General features: G+C 64.0%; 15 protein-coding genes. 6 read left to right on the top strand and 9 right to left on the bottom strand.

The genetic code is table 11. The annotated features are described in order from the left end of the window. Positions 1 to 61 precede the first annotated feature (61 nt). From EN845_RS28525 to EN845_RS28510, 4 genes are read left to right on the top strand one after another with little or no spacing between them, the layout of a single operon-like run. Positions 62 to 1,609, top strand: coding sequence for a sugar ABC transporter ATP-binding protein (locus EN845_RS28525; protein WP_127873184.1), 1,548 nt, complete (start codon positions 62 to 64; stop codon positions 1,607 to 1,609). After that, positions 1,606 to 2,586, top strand: a complete 981-nt coding sequence (locus EN845_RS28520; RefSeq protein WP_127873183.1) for an ABC transporter permease — start codon at positions 1,606 to 1,608, stop codon at positions 2,584 to 2,586. The genes EN845_RS28525 and EN845_RS28520 overlap by 4 nt, the downstream gene beginning before the upstream one ends. Continuing rightward, on the top strand, positions 2,583 to 3,569 hold the full coding sequence (locus EN845_RS28515) for an ABC transporter permease (RefSeq protein WP_127873182.1): 987 nt from the start codon (positions 2,583 to 2,585) through the stop codon (positions 3,567 to 3,569). The genes EN845_RS28520 and EN845_RS28515 overlap by 4 nt, the downstream gene beginning before the upstream one ends. Before the next feature lie 2 nt (positions 3,570 to 3,571). Next, complete coding sequence (locus EN845_RS28510; RefSeq protein ID WP_127280762.1) at positions 3,572 to 4,120, top strand: gluconokinase; 549 nt, start codon at positions 3,572 to 3,574, stop codon at positions 4,118 to 4,120. Here EN845_RS28510 and EN845_RS28505 read toward each other — a convergent pair. The 3 genes from EN845_RS28505 to EN845_RS28495 all read right to left on the bottom strand — a co-directional run bounded on the left by EN845_RS28505 (position 4,115) and on the right by EN845_RS28495 (position 6,961). Then, positions 4,115 to 5,266 carry a hypothetical protein gene (locus EN845_RS28505; RefSeq protein ID WP_127873181.1) on the bottom strand — a complete coding sequence of 384 codons (1,152 nt, stop codon included), beginning with the start codon at positions 5,264 to 5,266 and terminating at the stop codon, positions 4,115 to 4,117. The genes EN845_RS28510 and EN845_RS28505 overlap by 6 nt on opposite strands. Before the next feature lie 10 nt (positions 5,267 to 5,276). Continuing rightward, positions 5,277 to 5,726 carry an Rrf2 family transcriptional regulator gene (locus tag EN845_RS28500; protein WP_023769580.1) on the bottom strand — a complete coding sequence of 150 codons (450 nt, stop codon included), beginning with the start codon at positions 5,724 to 5,726 and terminating at the stop codon, positions 5,277 to 5,279. 251 nt (positions 5,727 to 5,977) lie between these two features. After that, positions 5,978 to 6,961, bottom strand: coding sequence for a sulfate ABC transporter substrate-binding protein (locus EN845_RS28495; RefSeq protein WP_127280601.1), 984 nt, complete (start codon positions 6,959 to 6,961; stop codon positions 5,978 to 5,980). 235 nt (positions 6,962 to 7,196) lie between these two features. On the opposite strand from EN845_RS28495, the gene EN845_RS28490 reads away from it, so the two are divergent. Together EN845_RS28490 and EN845_RS28485 are read left to right on the top strand one after the other, a co-directional pair. Next, the gene (locus EN845_RS28490) at positions 7,197 to 7,478 is read left to right on the top strand and encodes a DUF1778 domain-containing protein (protein WP_127873180.1); all 282 of its coding nucleotides are present in this window, start codon (positions 7,197 to 7,199) and stop codon (positions 7,476 to 7,478) included. After that, the gene (locus EN845_RS28485) at positions 7,478 to 7,954 is read left to right on the top strand and encodes a GNAT family N-acetyltransferase (protein WP_127873269.1); all 477 of its coding nucleotides are present in this window, start codon (positions 7,478 to 7,480) and stop codon (positions 7,952 to 7,954) included. Before EN845_RS28490 ends, EN845_RS28485 begins: the two co-directional genes overlap by 1 nt. 53 nt (positions 7,955 to 8,007) lie before the next feature. Here the strand turns inward: EN845_RS28485 and EN845_RS28480 are convergent, their stop codons facing one another. The 6 genes from EN845_RS28480 to pbpC all read right to left on the bottom strand — a co-directional run bounded on the left by EN845_RS28480 (position 8,008) and on the right by pbpC (position 15,097). Further along, on the bottom strand, positions 8,008 to 9,048 hold the full coding sequence (locus tag EN845_RS28480) for a sulfate/molybdate ABC transporter ATP-binding protein (protein WP_127280599.1): 1,041 nt from the start codon (positions 9,046 to 9,048) through the stop codon (positions 8,008 to 8,010). Positions 9,049 to 9,060: 12 nt separating this feature from the next. After that, entirely contained in the window at positions 9,061 to 9,945 is an 885-nt protein-coding gene (cysW, locus tag EN845_RS28475) for a sulfate ABC transporter permease subunit CysW (protein ID WP_127873179.1), read from the bottom strand. Continuing rightward, entirely contained in the window at positions 9,938 to 10,789 is an 852-nt protein-coding gene (gene cysT / locus EN845_RS28470; RefSeq protein ID WP_127278933.1) for a sulfate ABC transporter permease subunit CysT, read from the bottom strand. The genes cysW and cysT overlap by 8 nt, the downstream gene beginning before the upstream one ends. 23 nt (positions 10,790 to 10,812) lie before the next feature. Beyond that, positions 10,813 to 11,841 carry a sulfate ABC transporter substrate-binding protein gene (locus EN845_RS28465; protein ID WP_127278932.1) on the bottom strand — a complete coding sequence of 343 codons (1,029 nt, stop codon included), beginning with the start codon at positions 11,839 to 11,841 and terminating at the stop codon, positions 10,813 to 10,815. A gap of 211 nt (positions 11,842 to 12,052) precedes the next feature. Next, entirely contained in the window at positions 12,053 to 12,802 is a 750-nt protein-coding gene (locus EN845_RS28460) for a M15 family metallopeptidase (protein WP_127873178.1), read from the bottom strand. Between the two features lie 204 nt (positions 12,803 to 13,006). Then, entirely contained in the window at positions 13,007 to 15,097 is a 2,091-nt protein-coding gene (gene pbpC, locus EN845_RS28450) for a penicillin-binding protein 1C (RefSeq protein WP_245511822.1), read from the bottom strand. Between the last annotated feature and the right edge of the window lie 209 nt (positions 15,098 to 15,306).

Below are 15,306 nucleotides of genomic sequence, written 5' to 3'. Positions count from 1 at the left end.
GCGCCGCGGGTCAACCCGCGGCGCCAGCCCTGAAATCCCATGATTGCCCCTGGGAGGGTTGATGGACGGTGCGGCTCCACTCTTTCGCATGGAAGGCATTTCCAAGCGCTATGGCGGCGTGCGGGCGCTGGAAAAGGCCGAGCTGACGGTCGAGGCCGGCAGCATCCATGCCATCCTCGGTGAAAACGGGGCCGGCAAGTCGACGCTGATCAAGGTCATGGCCGGGGTCGTGGCGCCTGATGAAGGCCGCATGATGCTGGATGGGCGCGAAGTGACCTTTGCTTCGCCCGGTGCGGCGAACAAGGCCGGCATCGTTTGCATCTTCCAGGAATTGTCGCTGATCCCCGAACTCAGCGTTGCCGACAACATCGTCATTTCGGATCCACCCAAACGCTTCGGCATGATCGATCGCAAGGCGCAGCGCCGCATAGCCGAGGACGCGCTGGCGCGGGCGGGCGCCGCCGATATCCATCCGCTGGCGCTGGTCAAGGACCTGCCGCTGTCGCGGCGGCAGATGGTGGAGATCGCCAAGGCCTTGGCGCGCAAGCCACGTATCCTCATCCTCGACGAGGCGACATCGGCGCTGACGGCTGCGGACGTCTCGAAGATTTTCGCTGTGCTGAAGCGGCTGCGCTCGGAAGGGCTGGCGCTGCTCTACATCTCGCACCGCATGAACGAAATCGCCGAACTCGCCGATCATTGCACGGTGTTCCGCAATGGACGCAACGTCGCCACCTACAAGGCCGGCTCGAAGAGCGACAACGAGGTGGTCGAACTGATGATCGGCCGCGAGTACAGCCATATTTTTCCGCCCAAGCCGCCAGCGGCAGCGGCCAACGCCGCCCCCAGGCTCGAGGCGCGCAAATTGTCCTGGGCCGACCGGTTGGACAACATCTCGCTGACCGTCAGGGCAGGAGAGGTCGTCGGCCTCGGGGGGCTCGACGGCCAGGGCCAGCGCGAACTGCTGCTTGCTTTCTTCGGTGTGCTGCGTGGCCTCTCCGGCGAGGTGCTGATCGACGGCAAGCCGGTGACGATCACCAGCCCGGCGGCGGCCCGCGAGGATGGCATCGGCATGGCGCTCATCCCTGAAGACCGCAAGACCGAAGGCCTGATGCTGCCGATGACGGTGCGCGAGAACCTGTCCTTCGCCGCGCTCGACCGGCTGTCGAAAGGGGGTATCATCGACCGCTCCATCGAGCAGCGGCTGATCGACGACATGGTCGGCCTGCTGGCGATCAAGACGGCCGGTCTCGACATCCCGGTCGGCGCGCTGTCGGGCGGCAACCAGCAGAAGGTGGTCATCGCCAAATGGCTGATGCGCCAGCCGCGCATCATCCTGCTCAACGATCCGACGCGCGGCATCGATGTCGGCACCAAGCAGGAAATCTATCAGCTGATGCGCAAGCTGGCGGACGCGGGCGCGGCGATCCTGTTCTATTCGACCGACTATGACGAGTTGATCGGCTGCTGCGACCGCGTGCTTGTGCTCTATGACGGGGCGGTCAAGCGCGAGTTGGTCGGCGCCGAGATCACCGAACGGGCGCTGATATCGAGCGCGCTCAACATCCATGGCGAGGAGAGCCCGGTGGGCCTGGGAGCGGAAGCGTGAAAGATTGGCGCTACTGGCTGGCCGAGCAGCGCGGAACGCTGCTGGCGCTCGGCATCTTCATCGTCATGTTCGTCATCTACACCTCCAACCATCCGGCGGGCTTCACCGCCAATGTCGTGCAGACGGCCGCGAACAAGGGCGTGCTGCTTGCCTTCGTCGCCATGGCGCAGACACTGGTCGTCATCACCTCCGGCATCGACCTGTCGGTCGGCATGATCTTCCTGCTCACCAACTGCCTGGCCTCCTGGCTGGTTGTGGGCACGCCGGTGCAGACCACGTTCGGTGTCATCGCCGTGCTGGCGGCGGGCCTTCTGTGCGGCGCCATCAACGGCGCCATCGTCATCTATGGGCGGCTGCAGCCGATCGTCGCCACCATCGCCACCGGCGCGGTCTATTACGGAGTGGGCCTCCTGCTGCGGCCGTTCCCGGGCGGCTCGGTCAACGAGGACCTGGCCGATGCCATGACAGGACGTTTGTTCGATCTGGTGCCGGCAAGCCTGGTCGTGCTGCTGGCGGTCGTGCTGTTGATCTGGGTGCCGTTCAGCCGTTCGGTACTCGGCCGCGCCGCCTACGCGGCCGGCTCTTCTGAAACGGCTGCCTACATGTCTGGCGTGCCGATCCGTCGCGGCAAGTTTGCCGCCTACACGCTGGCCGGCCTGCTGGCCGCGATCGGCGGGCTGTTCCTCACCTTCTTCACCTACACGGGCGAGGCAGCCTATGCCAGCGGCAACGCCTACACGCTGTTTTCGATCGCGGCCGTGGTGCTGGGTGGCGTCTCCTTGTTCGGTGGCAAGGGCAGTGCCATCGGCGCCATCTTCGGCGCGCTGGCCTTCCGCACGATCGGCGATCTTCTGTTCGTCTTCGACTTCGATCCGCTCTGGCAGCCGCTGTTCCAGGGCGTTATCCTGCTGGTCGCCGTCAGCCTCGGCGCCTTCGCCCTGTTTCGGGTCCGCAACCGGCTGGAGTGGTTCCTGTGAGCGAGACGACCTTGGGCGGCATTGCCGGCCGCATGCCGAAATTCATCCGCCGCGCCGATCCGGCGGTGCTGACGGCCTTTGCCTGCATCGTGGTGCTGCTGTTGGTGGGCAGCCTCTATTCGCGCAGCTTCCTGTCGCCTGAATATCTCTTGCAGCAGCTCAAGGTGGCTTCGTTCCTTGGCGTCATTGCCACCGGCATGATGCTGGTCATCCTGCTCGGCCAGATCGACCTGTCGGTGCCGTGGTCGGTGGCGGCGGGCGCGATGATGGCCTGCGCGGCGGCGGCCTACGGTCCGGCCGGCGTGGCGCTGGCGATCCCGTTCGGCATCTTCTGTGGCGTGCTGATCGGCGTCGTCAACGGCATTGGCGTCGCCTATCTGCGCATCCCCTCGATGATCATCACGCTGGCCACCAACGCCGTCGCGCAAGGGCTGATGGTGGTCTACACCGGGGGATTCTCGCCGCAGGATTCGGCCACTGGCGCCATGCGCTACCTGGCCACCGGCTTCACCATTCCGGGCGTCCCCAACGCGGTCATCATCTGGGCGCTGATCGGGGCCGCGATGGTGTTCGTGCTGACCCGCAGCGGTTTTGGCCGCGCGGTCTATGGCATCGGCAACCGCGAGCGCGCCGCCTATCTCTCCGGCATCGACACAAGACGCGTGGTGATGATCGCCTTTGCCGTCTCCGGCGGGCTCTCCGCCTTTGGCGGCGTGCTGCTGGCGGGTTACGCCTCCAAGGCGGCGCAATCTATGGGGGATGCCTATCTGCTGCCGTCGATCGCGGCCGTCGTGCTCGGTGGCACCTCGATCCTGGGTGGGCGCGGCTCCTATCTCGGCACGGTCGCGGGCGTGATCCTGATCACGCTGCTGCAATCCATCCTGTCGGTCATGCAGATGCCCGAGGCGGGACGGCAGATCATCTATGGCGTCGTCATCGTCGCCATGCTCCTTCTCTACGGCCGCGCGCCAGCGAGCCGCTGACGGTGGACGAAAAGGCAGCGCAGGCGCCGACGGGCGCTTCCGGTTTGGCACCTCCGGCTATCGTGGTGATGGGCGTCGCCGGCTGTGGCAAGTCAGCCTTCGGTCTCGCGCTGGCCGCCGCGCTGGGTGCCGTCTTCATCGAGGGCGACAGGCTGCATCCGCCCGAAAACGTCGCCCGCATGGCGCGGGGCGAGCCGCTCACCGATCAACTGCGCGAGGGCTGGCTCGACGCGATCGGCGAGCAGATCGCGGCGTCGATCGGCAACGGCCAAGGTGTGGTCGCCGCCTGCTCGGCGCTGAAGCGCGGCTATCGCGAGCGGCTGCGCGGCTTTTGCCCCGATATCGTCTTCCTCTATCTGGAGATCGATCCGGCCACCGCGCGGCGGCGCGTCGGCAACCGCAAGGGCCATTTCATGCCGGCAAGCCTGGTCGACAGCCAGTTCGCCATCCTGGAGCCGCCGGGCCAAGACGAGCGGGCATTGACGCTCGACGCGACGCAGCCGGTCGACGAACTCGTCACCCAGGCATTGCGCTCGATGCGCCGCTCATGAGCCTTCTTCTCCGCTGATGCCGATGCCGTCCTGAGCTTCGGTCAACCGCTCATGGCGCGACCAGGACATCATCTGCTCGGGGCACTGCTTCAGCGCCTCCAGCAAGCGGTCGCGTTTCAGCAGGATGTAGTGTGCTTGCAGGGCCATGTTCTTGGCTCCGTCCCTGGTTGTGTTCACTGCCGTGAGCGCCGGTGCCGGCGGCACCAGTTCGGGGCTCAAGACGGCCCGGTATTGCCGGAAGGGCACGTCCTCGAAAGTCGACATGGCAAACAGGGCCGTCTTGCCTCGGGCGGCGAAATTCGCCGGTGCCGAGGCAAGGTGGGTCCAGCCGCTTTCGCCCAGTGCGGTTTCGGTGAAGGTCGAGCCGGCGTGGATGGTGTTGGTCATCAGCACGACGCCGTTCTGCTTCAGCATCTTCTGAATGCGGATGGTGACCTGATAGGCGTCGTCACGGTCGAAGACGATTCGGCTTTTCAGGAACCGGTTCTCGACATGAATCATTGGCGGGTTGAGGAAGCGCTGGCCGAACACCGTCTCGGACACGCCATGCGTGTTGACGCTGACCTGATGCGCTTCGATGCCGGCCTCGTGTATGGCGCGCTTGCCGATCATCGTCTGGGCGGTGAACTGATCGCACCAGAGGATCGCGCCGTGGCCGCGTTGCAAGGCTGCCTGCAAGCCTTCGAGGCCCTCCAGCCGGATCGTCGGCGTCCAACGGCCGGCGACCAGATGCGCGGCAAGTTGCATGCGGCGGCGATGGCGCGCCGCGAGCATTGCCTCGAACAGCTTGCGCGCATCGATGCCGTCGCCGAGCACCGCGCGCGTTGCGGCGGCATAGGCGCGGAAGTCCTTGCGCATATGGCGCTTCAAGCGAAACCTCGACGCCCAATCGCAGATCGGCGACCACCAGCGCACCGGCAGCGCTGCCGCGACCGCGAGGTAGAAGAGGGTAATCAGGCTTTCGCGAAGATCCCTGGTGGAGAAGCGGCGGAGCCTGCCGGGATTGGCCAGCTTGCGGCTGAAGAAGCGCACGTCCTCGGCATATTCGGGAACAAAGACGTCGGCGATGATTTCGGTGCGAAAGCTGGCTGCCGATGGCTGCTTGCGGGCGGCTTTTCGGGATTTCGTAAACCTCGACAGCCTCATCCACCCGGCTCTAGATTTGTGAAGTCAACTCGACCGGGAAATCGTCATTGTCGGCATCGCGCATGGCGGCGAGGCTACGGTTGTCCAGCACCTCGGCGATCGCCTGGCGCACTTCCAGCATCATGTGCCGGACCTGGCAGGTCGCTTCGTCGCAATCCTCGCAGCGCTGATACTGCGTGCGGCTGGCGCAAGGTATCGGCGCCAGCGGCCCGTCGAGCACGCGCACGACATGGCCGATCTTGATCTCGGAAGCCGGGCGGGCGAGGCGATAGCCGCCTTCCTTGCCCTTGCGGCTCTGGACGAAGCCGGCGTTGCGCAATTCGCCCAGTATGGCATCGAGGAATTTCTTCGGGATGTTGTTGGCGACGGCGATGTCGTTGACGAAGGCCAGTTGGCCAACCGGAAGATTGGAAAGATGCACGAGGGCCTTGAGGCCGTATTTGCCTTTTTTCGTCAGCATGCCCTGATAACCCGTTGAAGCCCCAACCACCCCGCATCTGGCGGCTGTTTGTGTGCAAATGATGACGGCATTGCTTCCGCACGCCGCCGTTTCGCGAAAACAAAGCCATTGGAACGCATGTTAGGCACAAACGCGTTGATTCTTTGTAACGTTTTGCACGGAGGGCGCCGGATTTGCCTTATCGCCTGCATAAACAAGAAAAGCCGGCCCACGGCCGGCTTTTCTGATCGTTCTATCGGTCCGCGGAGATTTTAGCGGCTGCCATAGGCCTGGTCGAGCAGGCCGCCGGCGGCGAAATGCTCCTTTTGGACCTTGTCCCAACCGCCGAAGACGTCTTCCACCGTCAGCAGGCGCACATCCGGAAAATCGGCCTTGTATTTGGCCGCGACAGCCGCGTCGCGTGCGCGCAAGCCGTTGTCGGCGGCGATGCCCTGGCCCTCGGGCGTATAGAGAAAGTCGAGATAGCTCTTGGCCAGATCGCGCGTGCCGTGCTCGTCGGCGACCTTGTCGACGATCGCTACCGGGAACTCCGCCAGAAGGCTGACCGAAGGCGTGACCTGCTCGAATTTGTCGTCGCCATATTCCTTGCGGATGCCGCGCGTCTCGGATTCGAAGGTGATCAGCACGTCGCCGATCTCGCGCTGCACGAAGGTGGTGGTGGCGGCGCGCCCGCCTGTGTCGAAGATCGGCACGTTGTTGAACAGCTTGGTGATGAACTCCTTCACCTTGGCGTCGTCGCCCTTGAAGGCTTCCTTGGCGTAGGCGGTGGCCGCGAGATAGGTGTAGCGCGCATTGCCCGACGTTTTCGGGTTGGGGAAGATCACCTGCACGTCGTCGCGCACGAGATCGTTCCAGTCCTTGATGTGCTTGGGGTTGCCGGCACGGACGAGAAACGACGGCAGCGAATAGAAGGGCGAGGCATTGTCGGGAAAGTCCTTCTGCCAGTCGGCGGAGACAAGGCCCTTCTTGACCAGGAAGTCGACGTCGGTGACCTGGTTGAAGGTGACGACATCGGCGCCGAGGCCCTCGGCGATGGCGCGCGCCTGCGCCGAAGTGCCGGCATGCGACTGGTCGACGGTGACGCCCGGATGCTCTGATATGAAGGCCTTGTTGACCTGCACGAACAGTTCGCGGCCGACGTCATAGGAGGCGTTCAGCAGCTTGTCGGCCGACCAGGCTTGGGAGGATGCGAGGAGGAGACCGGCGGCGGCAACGCCGAGGAAAAATCGCTTCATGAAAGGCTCCGGATGTAATGCTCTATTGCCAGACCATAGCCGGGGCGCGAAGGAGCGGCGAGGCATGGATTCAGGACTAGACCAGTGTTGCTAGAAAACTGTTTCCCAAACAGACATATCGTAGTTTTTTCTTTCACCTTTTGAGGTCGGTCCTCTTCAGCCTGTTTCTGATAAAAGCCACAAATAGATACACATTGTGTATGCGCAATGTTATGGTGGCGGAAAGGAGTCTTCCATGACGAAAGCCGCGCCCGAAACCCACGCCAAGCCTGTCAATCTGCGCATCCGAGAGGATATGCGCATACTGATCGACCGCGCCGCGAAAATACGTGGGAAAACCCGCTCCGACTTCATGATCGACGCCGCCTATCGTGCGGCCGAGGACACGCTACTCGACCAGACCCTGATCAAGGTGGATCCGGAGAGTTACCGGCATTATCTCGACATCCTCGATAAACCGCCAAGCGGGGAAGGTTTTGCGCGCCTCATGAACGTGCCCAAGCCATGGCGGGACTGATGCTATCGGCGCCCACGCCCCTGGCAGAAAACCACGATCTCGACCTTTTCCAAAGCGGAACAGAAAGTCTCGACCAATGGCTTCGCCGCAGGGCACGGGCCAACCAGGTCAGTGGCGCATCGCGTACTTATGTGGTGGCGGAAGGCTCACGCGTTGTCGGCTACTACTGCTTTTCTTCGGGCGGGCTTGATCTGGCGGAAGCGCCCGGCATTGTTCGCCGCAACATGCCAGATCCCATTCCGATGGTCGTGCTCGGGCGTCTCGCGGTGGATGGAAGCTGGCAAGGGAAGGGGCTGGGCGCGGCGCTTCTGCAAGATGCCGTCCTGCGCGCCGGTCAAGCCGCGACGATCCTCGGTATTCGCGGAATTTTTGTTCATGCCATATCGGATGAAGCGAAAGCCTTTTACGAGCATTACGGCTTTGCGGCCTCCCCGAAAAACCCGATGACCCTGGTGTTGTCGTTGAAGGCCAGGTGAAAGACCGCCACCGACCGGGACATCCCTGGGGCGGATTCACCGTGGTCCGATCGCTATGCAGCCGGGAAAAGCTTCCAGCGCCCCGGGCGGAACGCCACGCGGCTCTTCTGCGCTGCCGGATGGTCGACCGGCAGCTCAATCTCGACCCGCTGGCGTTCGCCGCCGATTTCAAGTTCGACGCGCCTTGTGCCGGCGACGCGGCGGCTGGCCGCCACGGTGCCGGCGATGCAGCCGCTGCAGCCGTCCAGCAGTTCGACATCATGCGGACGGAAGTAAAGCATCGCGTCGCCCTCGGACGCGTGCGGCGCCGACAATCCGATTGGACGGTCGGCGAGCCAGATCTCGCCATTCTCGACCTTGACCGGAAGGGAGCTCGATTCGCCGATGAAGCCGTAGACGAAGGGCGAATTCGGCGTGTCGTAGATGTCGTCGGCGGTGCCGACCTGCTCGATACGGCCCTGGCTCATCACCACGACACGGTCGGCCAGTTCCAGCGCCTCTTCCTGATCGTGGGTGACGAAGACGGTGGTGTGGCCGGTGGCGTCATGGATTTCCCGCAGCCAGCGGCGCAGTTCCCGGCGCACCTGCGCGTCGAGCGCGCCGAACGGCTCGTCGAGCAGCAGCACTTTGGGTTCGATGGCCATGGCGCGGGCGAGCGCCACGCGCTGGCGCTGGCCGCCCGAAAGCTGCGCGGGATAGCGCTTCTCCAGCCCTGAAAGCTGGACGAGATCGAGAAGCTCGGACGCACGGCGGCGGATCTCCGCTGCTGGCGGCCGCGACGGTCCGTGCCGCACCTTGAGGCCGAAGCCGATATTGTCAGCCACCGTCATATGACGGAACAGCGCGTAGTGCTGGAAGACGAAGCCGACATTGCGTTCCTGGATCGATTTCTGCGAAGCGTCCTCGTCACCAAAGAAGATTTTCCCGCGTGTCGGCCGCTCCAGCCCGGCGATCAGTCTGAGCAAGGTCGTCTTGCCGGAGCCGGATGGTCCCAGCAACGCAATCAATTCGCCCGACTTGATGTCGAGCGACACGTCGTGAAGCGCCGGAAACCGCTCGAATTCCTTGCGCACGTTGGCAACGCGAACTTCCATACAATGAACCTTCTAATGTCCGCGCGTCGCGGCGAGTTCGGCGCCGTATCGCATCTCGAGCAGTGTTTTCAAGACCAGCGTGACGAGCGCCAGCCCGGCAAGCAGCGAGGCGACGGCGAAAGCGCCGACGGCGTTGTACTCGTTGTAGAGGATTTCGACATGCAGCGGCATGGTGTTGGTCAGGCCGCGTATGTGGCCCGACACCACCGAAACCGCGCCGAACTCGCCCATGGCGCGCGCATTGCACAAAAGCACGCCGTAGAGCAGGCCCCATTTGACGTTGGGCAAGGTCACAAACCAGAAGGTCTGCCAGCCATTGGCGCCGAGCGAAAGGGCGGCCTCCTCGTCGCCATTGCCCTGTTCCTGCATCAGCGGGATCAATTCGCGGGCGACGAAGGGGAAGGTGACGAAGACGGTGGCCAGCACAATGCCCGGCACGGCGAACAAGATCTGGATGCCATGTGCCTTCAGCCACCCGCCGAGCAACCCCTGGGCGCCGAACAGAAGCACGTAGACCAGACCCGAAATGACGGGCGAGACCGAGAAGGGCAGGTCGATCAGCGTGGTGAGAAACGCCTTGCCCTTGAATTCGAACTTGGCGATCGCCCAGGCGGCGGAGATGCCGAAGACGACATTGAGAGGCACCGAGATCGCCGCGACAAGCAGTGTCAGGTGGATGGCCGAGCGTGCGTCCGGTTCGCCCAGTGCTTGCGTATAGGCGCCGACGCCTTTCGCCAGCGCCTCGTGGAAGACGATGATCAGCGGCAAAAGCAGGAAGATGCCGAGGAATGCGAAAGCGATGGCCATCAGCACGGCCTGCGCCGGGCGGCTTTCGGTCACCGCCGCCGAGCGGCTCTCGTGATACGGTTCGTAGGATTTGATCTCGGGATCAGCCATAGCGCTTGCGGCTCCATGTCTGCACCAGATTGACGACCAGCAGCATGACGAAGGAGAGCGCCAGCATGATTGCCGCGATCGCGGTTGCCGCTGGGTAATTGTATTCCTCCAGCCGGATGACGATCAGAAGCGGTGCGATCTCGGATTTGTAGGGCAGGTTGCCGGCGATGAAGATGACCGAGCCGTATTCGCCGACGCCGCGCGCGAAGGCGAGCGAGAAGCCGGTGATGATGGCCGGCGCCAGGCCCGGAAAGAGCACGCGGGTGATGATCTGGAAGCGGCTGGCGCCAAGCGTGGCGGCTGCTTCCTCCACCTCCTTGTCGATTTCCTCCATGATCGGCTGCACGGTGCGCACGACGAAGGGCAAGCCGATGAAGACCAGCGCGATGACGATGCCGAGCGGCGTGTAGGCGACCTTGATGCCGAGCGGCATCAGCAATTTGCCGATCCAGCCGTTCGGCGCGTAGAGCGTGGTCAGCGCGATGCCGGCCACCGCCGTCGGCAGCGCGAATGGCAGGTCGACCATGGCATCGACGATGCGGCGGCCGGGAAAGCGGTAACGCACCAGCACCCAGGCGACGAGCGTGCCGAAAACGACATTGACGACAGCCGCGATGAAGGCGGTGCCGAAGCTGATTTCAAGTGCGTTGAGGGTGCGGCGATCGGTGGCGATGGCCCAGAAATCGATCCAGCCGAGAGCGGCCGAACGCCAGATCAGCCCGGATAGCGGTATGAGGATGATGAGGGTGAGGTAGGCAAGCGAGAAGCCGAGCGTCAATCCGAAACCCGGAATGACGCTCGGCTGTCTGAACCGCCACCCCGCCTGCGCGGGTGCTGTGGTCATATCGTCCTGATCTAGGTTTTAGCTCACTGGGCCGGTTTGTAGATCTGGTCGAATATACCACCGTCGCCGAAATGATAAGGCTGTGCCTTCTTCCAACCACCGAAAAGCGGGTCGTCGATGGTGATCAGCTTGATAGGCGGCAGCTTGGCGAGATCCTCGGGCGGAACCAGTTCGGGCTTGGACGGCCTGTAATGGTTCTTGGCGATGATGGTCTGGCCTTCCTTGGAATAGAGGTAGCTCAGATAGGCCTCGGCCACCTTGCGCGTGCCCTTGGCGTCGACATTGGCATCGACCACGGCCACCGGCGGCTCGGCCAGGATCGAGGTCGGCGGATAGACGATGTCGAAATTGTCGGCGCCAAACTCGTCGAGCGCCAGATAGGCATCGTTTTCCCAGGCGATCAGCACGTCGCCAAGGCCTTTTTGCGCGAAGGTCACTGTCGAGCCGCGCGCACCGGTGTCGAGCACGGGAGCATTGGCATAGAGCTTGCCGACGAATTCCTTGGTCTTGGCTTCGTCGCCGCCATCATTGGCGTTGGCATAGGCCCAGGCCGCGAGATAGTTCCAACGCGCGCCGCCCGACGTCTTGGGGTTGGGCGTGATCACCTGGACGCCGTCCTTGACGAGGTCGTTCCAGTCGTGGATGCCCTTGGGATTGCCCTTGCGGACAAGGAAGATGATGGTCGAGGTGTAAGGCGCTGAATTGTTTTCGAATTTCTTGCGCCAATCGGGATTGATCTTTTTCGATTTGGAGACGATGGCATTGATGTCGCCTTCGAGAGCCAGCGTCACCACATCGGCGTCGAGGCCGTCGATCACGGCGCGGGCCTGGGCGCCCGATCCGCCATGTGACTGCTGGATCGTCACCGTCTCGCCGGTTTCTGTCTTCCAATGCGCGGCGAAGGCCTCGTCATAAGCCTTGTAGAGCTCGCGCGTCGGATCGTAGGACACGTTGAGAATGGTGGTGTCGGCAAACGCGAAACCGAGCGTGCCGAACTGGACAGATGTGGCGACCAGTGCGCCGAGCAGTTTCCTGAAATGAGGTTTGGTCATTTCTGCCTCCGTTGAACCCGCGCCAAATCTACCGAAATTATAGAAATTAGATGCATTGAATGTTGTTTTTTTTGCCTCCCTGGAGAAAATCTCCGGCGTTCTGCCGCGGCTATGAGAAATATTTTCCTCGCGGTTGCTCCGCGCCGGAGTCGGTCCGCCCTGTGGCCTATCTAGGGACGCGCAGTTGCCGGGCAAGTCTGCTCTGGGCGGGTTACTCGGCGGTCACCGGGAAATCGAAGCGCTGCTTTTGAAATGGCTCTTGGTCGAGCGTAAAATGCCACCATTCTCGCGCGTAGTTCCTGAAACCTCCCGCACGCATGGCATCGACAAGGAGCTTGCGGTTTGCCGCCGCTTCGGCGCCGAGCGGGCGATGCGCGGTCTCACTCGTCCGGTCGAAGCAGTCGAAGCCGGTGCCGAAATCGAGGGTGTTGGCATCGACCGCGCCGCAGGCCGGTTTCGGCACGGACATACTGTCGGCCGGTGCGATGGCGATATCGACGGTCGAGCCGCGCGAATGTGCCGACTGGCGGGCGACATAGCCCTCGGCGATGAGGTCGCCGCGCTTGACCTGCGGATACCATTGCGGGTCAGGCGGCCCGCCCGCGGTCGTCCAATCGCCCATGTCGGCCACGGAGCGGGCAGGGCGATAGCAGTCGAACACGATCAGCGTCATGCCCCTGGCGACCATTGCCTTCTGGACCCCGGCAACGGCTAAGGCCGCCTGCCGGGCGAGGATGCAGACCGGCGCATCATAGCCGCTTACCTTGCGATGCAGAAAATTGTCGGCGCCGGAATAGCGGATGTCCTGGCGGATCGAGGCATCGATGGCGGCCAATCGGACGAAGCCGGTGGGCAGGGGATCGGCCGAGGCGGGAAGAGTGACTGCGAAGAAAGCCGCTAAAATGGCGGCTATACTGCGTAAGGTATGGCGTGGCACGCCCCCCTCTGCCCTGCCGGGCATCTCCCCCTCGAGGGGGGAGATTGGCAGCTTTTGCGTCGCGCGCCGCCGTTGGTCATTGCCGAAAGCGGCCTGGCCATCCGATCTCCCCCCTTGAGGGGGAGATGGCCGGCAGGCCAGAGGGGGGCGCCTCGCACCGGACATCAGGCAATTTATCCCTTATTCCCGGACCTCGAAAGGCCAGTCTCCTGAATCCCTTGACGCAGCCTATTCAACGAACACTTTCACACTGGCCGCCCGTCCCGCCGCGTCGATGACGGTCAGCGTCGAGTAACCCGCGCCGTCGGGCTGCCATGTCGCGGTGCGGCGGCGATCGAGGCCGATGAGCGGCTTGCCGTTGGCCAGCCAGCGGAACGGCGCGCGGCCGCCTTGGAGCTTCAGCACCAGTGGCGACGCATCGGCCGAGTTGGTGGCGAGATCGACGCGGGCGCCATCCGGCGGGAAGATGATGGTCGGCGCGGGTTCGGTCGGGGTCGCCTGCACCAGGCCATCCGCGCCGGCGCCGAAGCGGGCAAGCGTCACCGGCAGGTCCTCGCGCTTGGGGGTGAAGGCGCCGGGCGGTTTGCCCGGCAGCGGTACGGTCGCCAGCCCCGAGCGGACAAAGCCTTCGAACAGGATCGGGGCGGCTGAGACATAGCCGGAAAGACCAGGCACCGCGCCGGCATCGGGCCGGCCGACCCAGACACCCAGCACATAGCGGCCGTCGAAGCCGACCGACCAGGCGTCACGGTAGCCGTAAGAGGTGCCGGTCTTGTAGGCAATGCCGCGCTGCAGGGCGCCTTCGGGTGGCTTCACACCCGACAAAATGTCGACGATCTGCCAGTTGGCCTGGTCGTTGAGGATGGTGGTGGTCGAACTCGCGGCGTTGGCCGGCTCGGTGCCGTCATGCAGCGAATGCGTCTTGCCGCCATTGGCGAGCCCTGTGTAGAGCTGGACCAGGTCGCGCAGCGTGACGCCGACGCCGCCGAGGCCGATGGCCAGGCCAGGCGCTTCATTGACCGGCAGGATCGGGTTGACGCCCGCCTGGCGGAAACGCGCCGTCAGCCGCGCCGGGCCGACCGCGTCGAGCACGCGGATCGCCGGCACGTTGAGCGATAGTTGCAGCGCCTGGCGGATCGAGACATCGCCCTGATAGCCCATGTCGAAATTCTTCGGCCTGTAGCCGCTGAAATCGACCGGGCTGTCCTCGATCAGCGTTTCCTGCGCCACCAGTCCCTGCTCGAAGGCGAGGCCGTAGATGAACGGCTTCAGCGTCGAGCCGGGCGAGCGCACGACCTTGGTCATGTCGATCCAGCCGGAACGGCTGGAATCGAAGAAATTGGCCGAGCCGACTTCGCCCAGAATGTCGCCGGTGCGGGCATCGGCCAGCACCATGGCGACGGACAGACGCGGCCCGAGCTTGGTGGCGGCATCGCGCGCCACCTGTTCCAGTCCTTGCTGGACGCTTTTGCGGATCGTCAGCTTGAGCGGCTGACCCGGAACGGCCTTGGGAAGCATCGCATAGGAGGCATGCGCGGCAAGCGCCGGCAAGGTGCGGCGCAGGCCCGAGACATCGTCAAGTGCGGCGCGTGCCGCCTCGCGTTCGCCGATCAGGCCTGACGAGACCATGCGGCTCAGCACACGATCGCGCGCGGCGTGGGCGATCTGGAGGTTGCGGTCGGGCCGGCGCTTTTCCGGCAATTGGGGGAGGGCGACGAGAAGGGCGGCCTCGGAAACGGTGAGCCGCTTCGGTTCCTTGCCGAAATAGGCGAGCGAAGCGGCGCGCACGCCTTCCAGGTTGCCGCCATAGGGCGCCAGCGTGAGATAGCGCTCGAGGATGTCGCGCTTCGACAGCCGCCGCTCGATCTGGATGGCGCGCAGCATCTGCTTGATCTTGGAGCCGAGGCTGCGGCTTTCGCGCGGCTCGATCAGCCGGGCAAGCTGCATCGACAGGGTCGAGCCGCCGGAAACGATATGGCCGCTGGTGGCGAATTGGCCGGCGGCGCGGGCGAAAGCCAGCACATCGACGCCCTCATGGTCCCAGAAGCGCTTGTCCTCATAAGTGACCAGCATGTCGACGAACTGCTTGTCGACCTGGTCGAGCAGGGTCTCCAGCCGCCAGTAGCCGTCGGGTGTCGCGAAGGCGCGCAGCAGCTGGCCGTCGCGGTCCTGGACTTCGGCGGAGACGGTCAGAGTTGCGGGCAATGGTGGGGGGAAGGCGCGGTCGAGTTCCCAGAGGGCGGCGGTGGCGATTGCCGCAACGACGGCTAGCGATGCTCCCGCAATGGCGGCCCGCCGAATGAGTTTCTTGGAGAGCATGGCGCTGCCCCTCATCCGCCTGCCGGCACGACGGCCCTTCGGGCGTTCGCCGTTCGAAAAGCCAAGCAATTGGCTTTTCGTCCGCTGCGCGGACCACGGCTCACCTCCCCGTATAGTGACGGGGAGAAGGGAGCTGTCGCGGCGGTCGGCGCTAGCCCATTTCTCCCCGTCACTATACGGGGAGAAATGCCCGGCAGGGCAATGAGGGG

This window comes from Mesorhizobium sp. M8A.F.Ca.ET.202.01.1.1 (assembly GCF_004791595.1).
Classification (GTDB): Bacteria; Pseudomonadota; Alphaproteobacteria; order Rhizobiales; family Rhizobiaceae; genus Mesorhizobium.
Note: the sequence above shows the minus strand (reverse complement) of the source record. Positions and strands in the feature narration are given on the sequence as shown.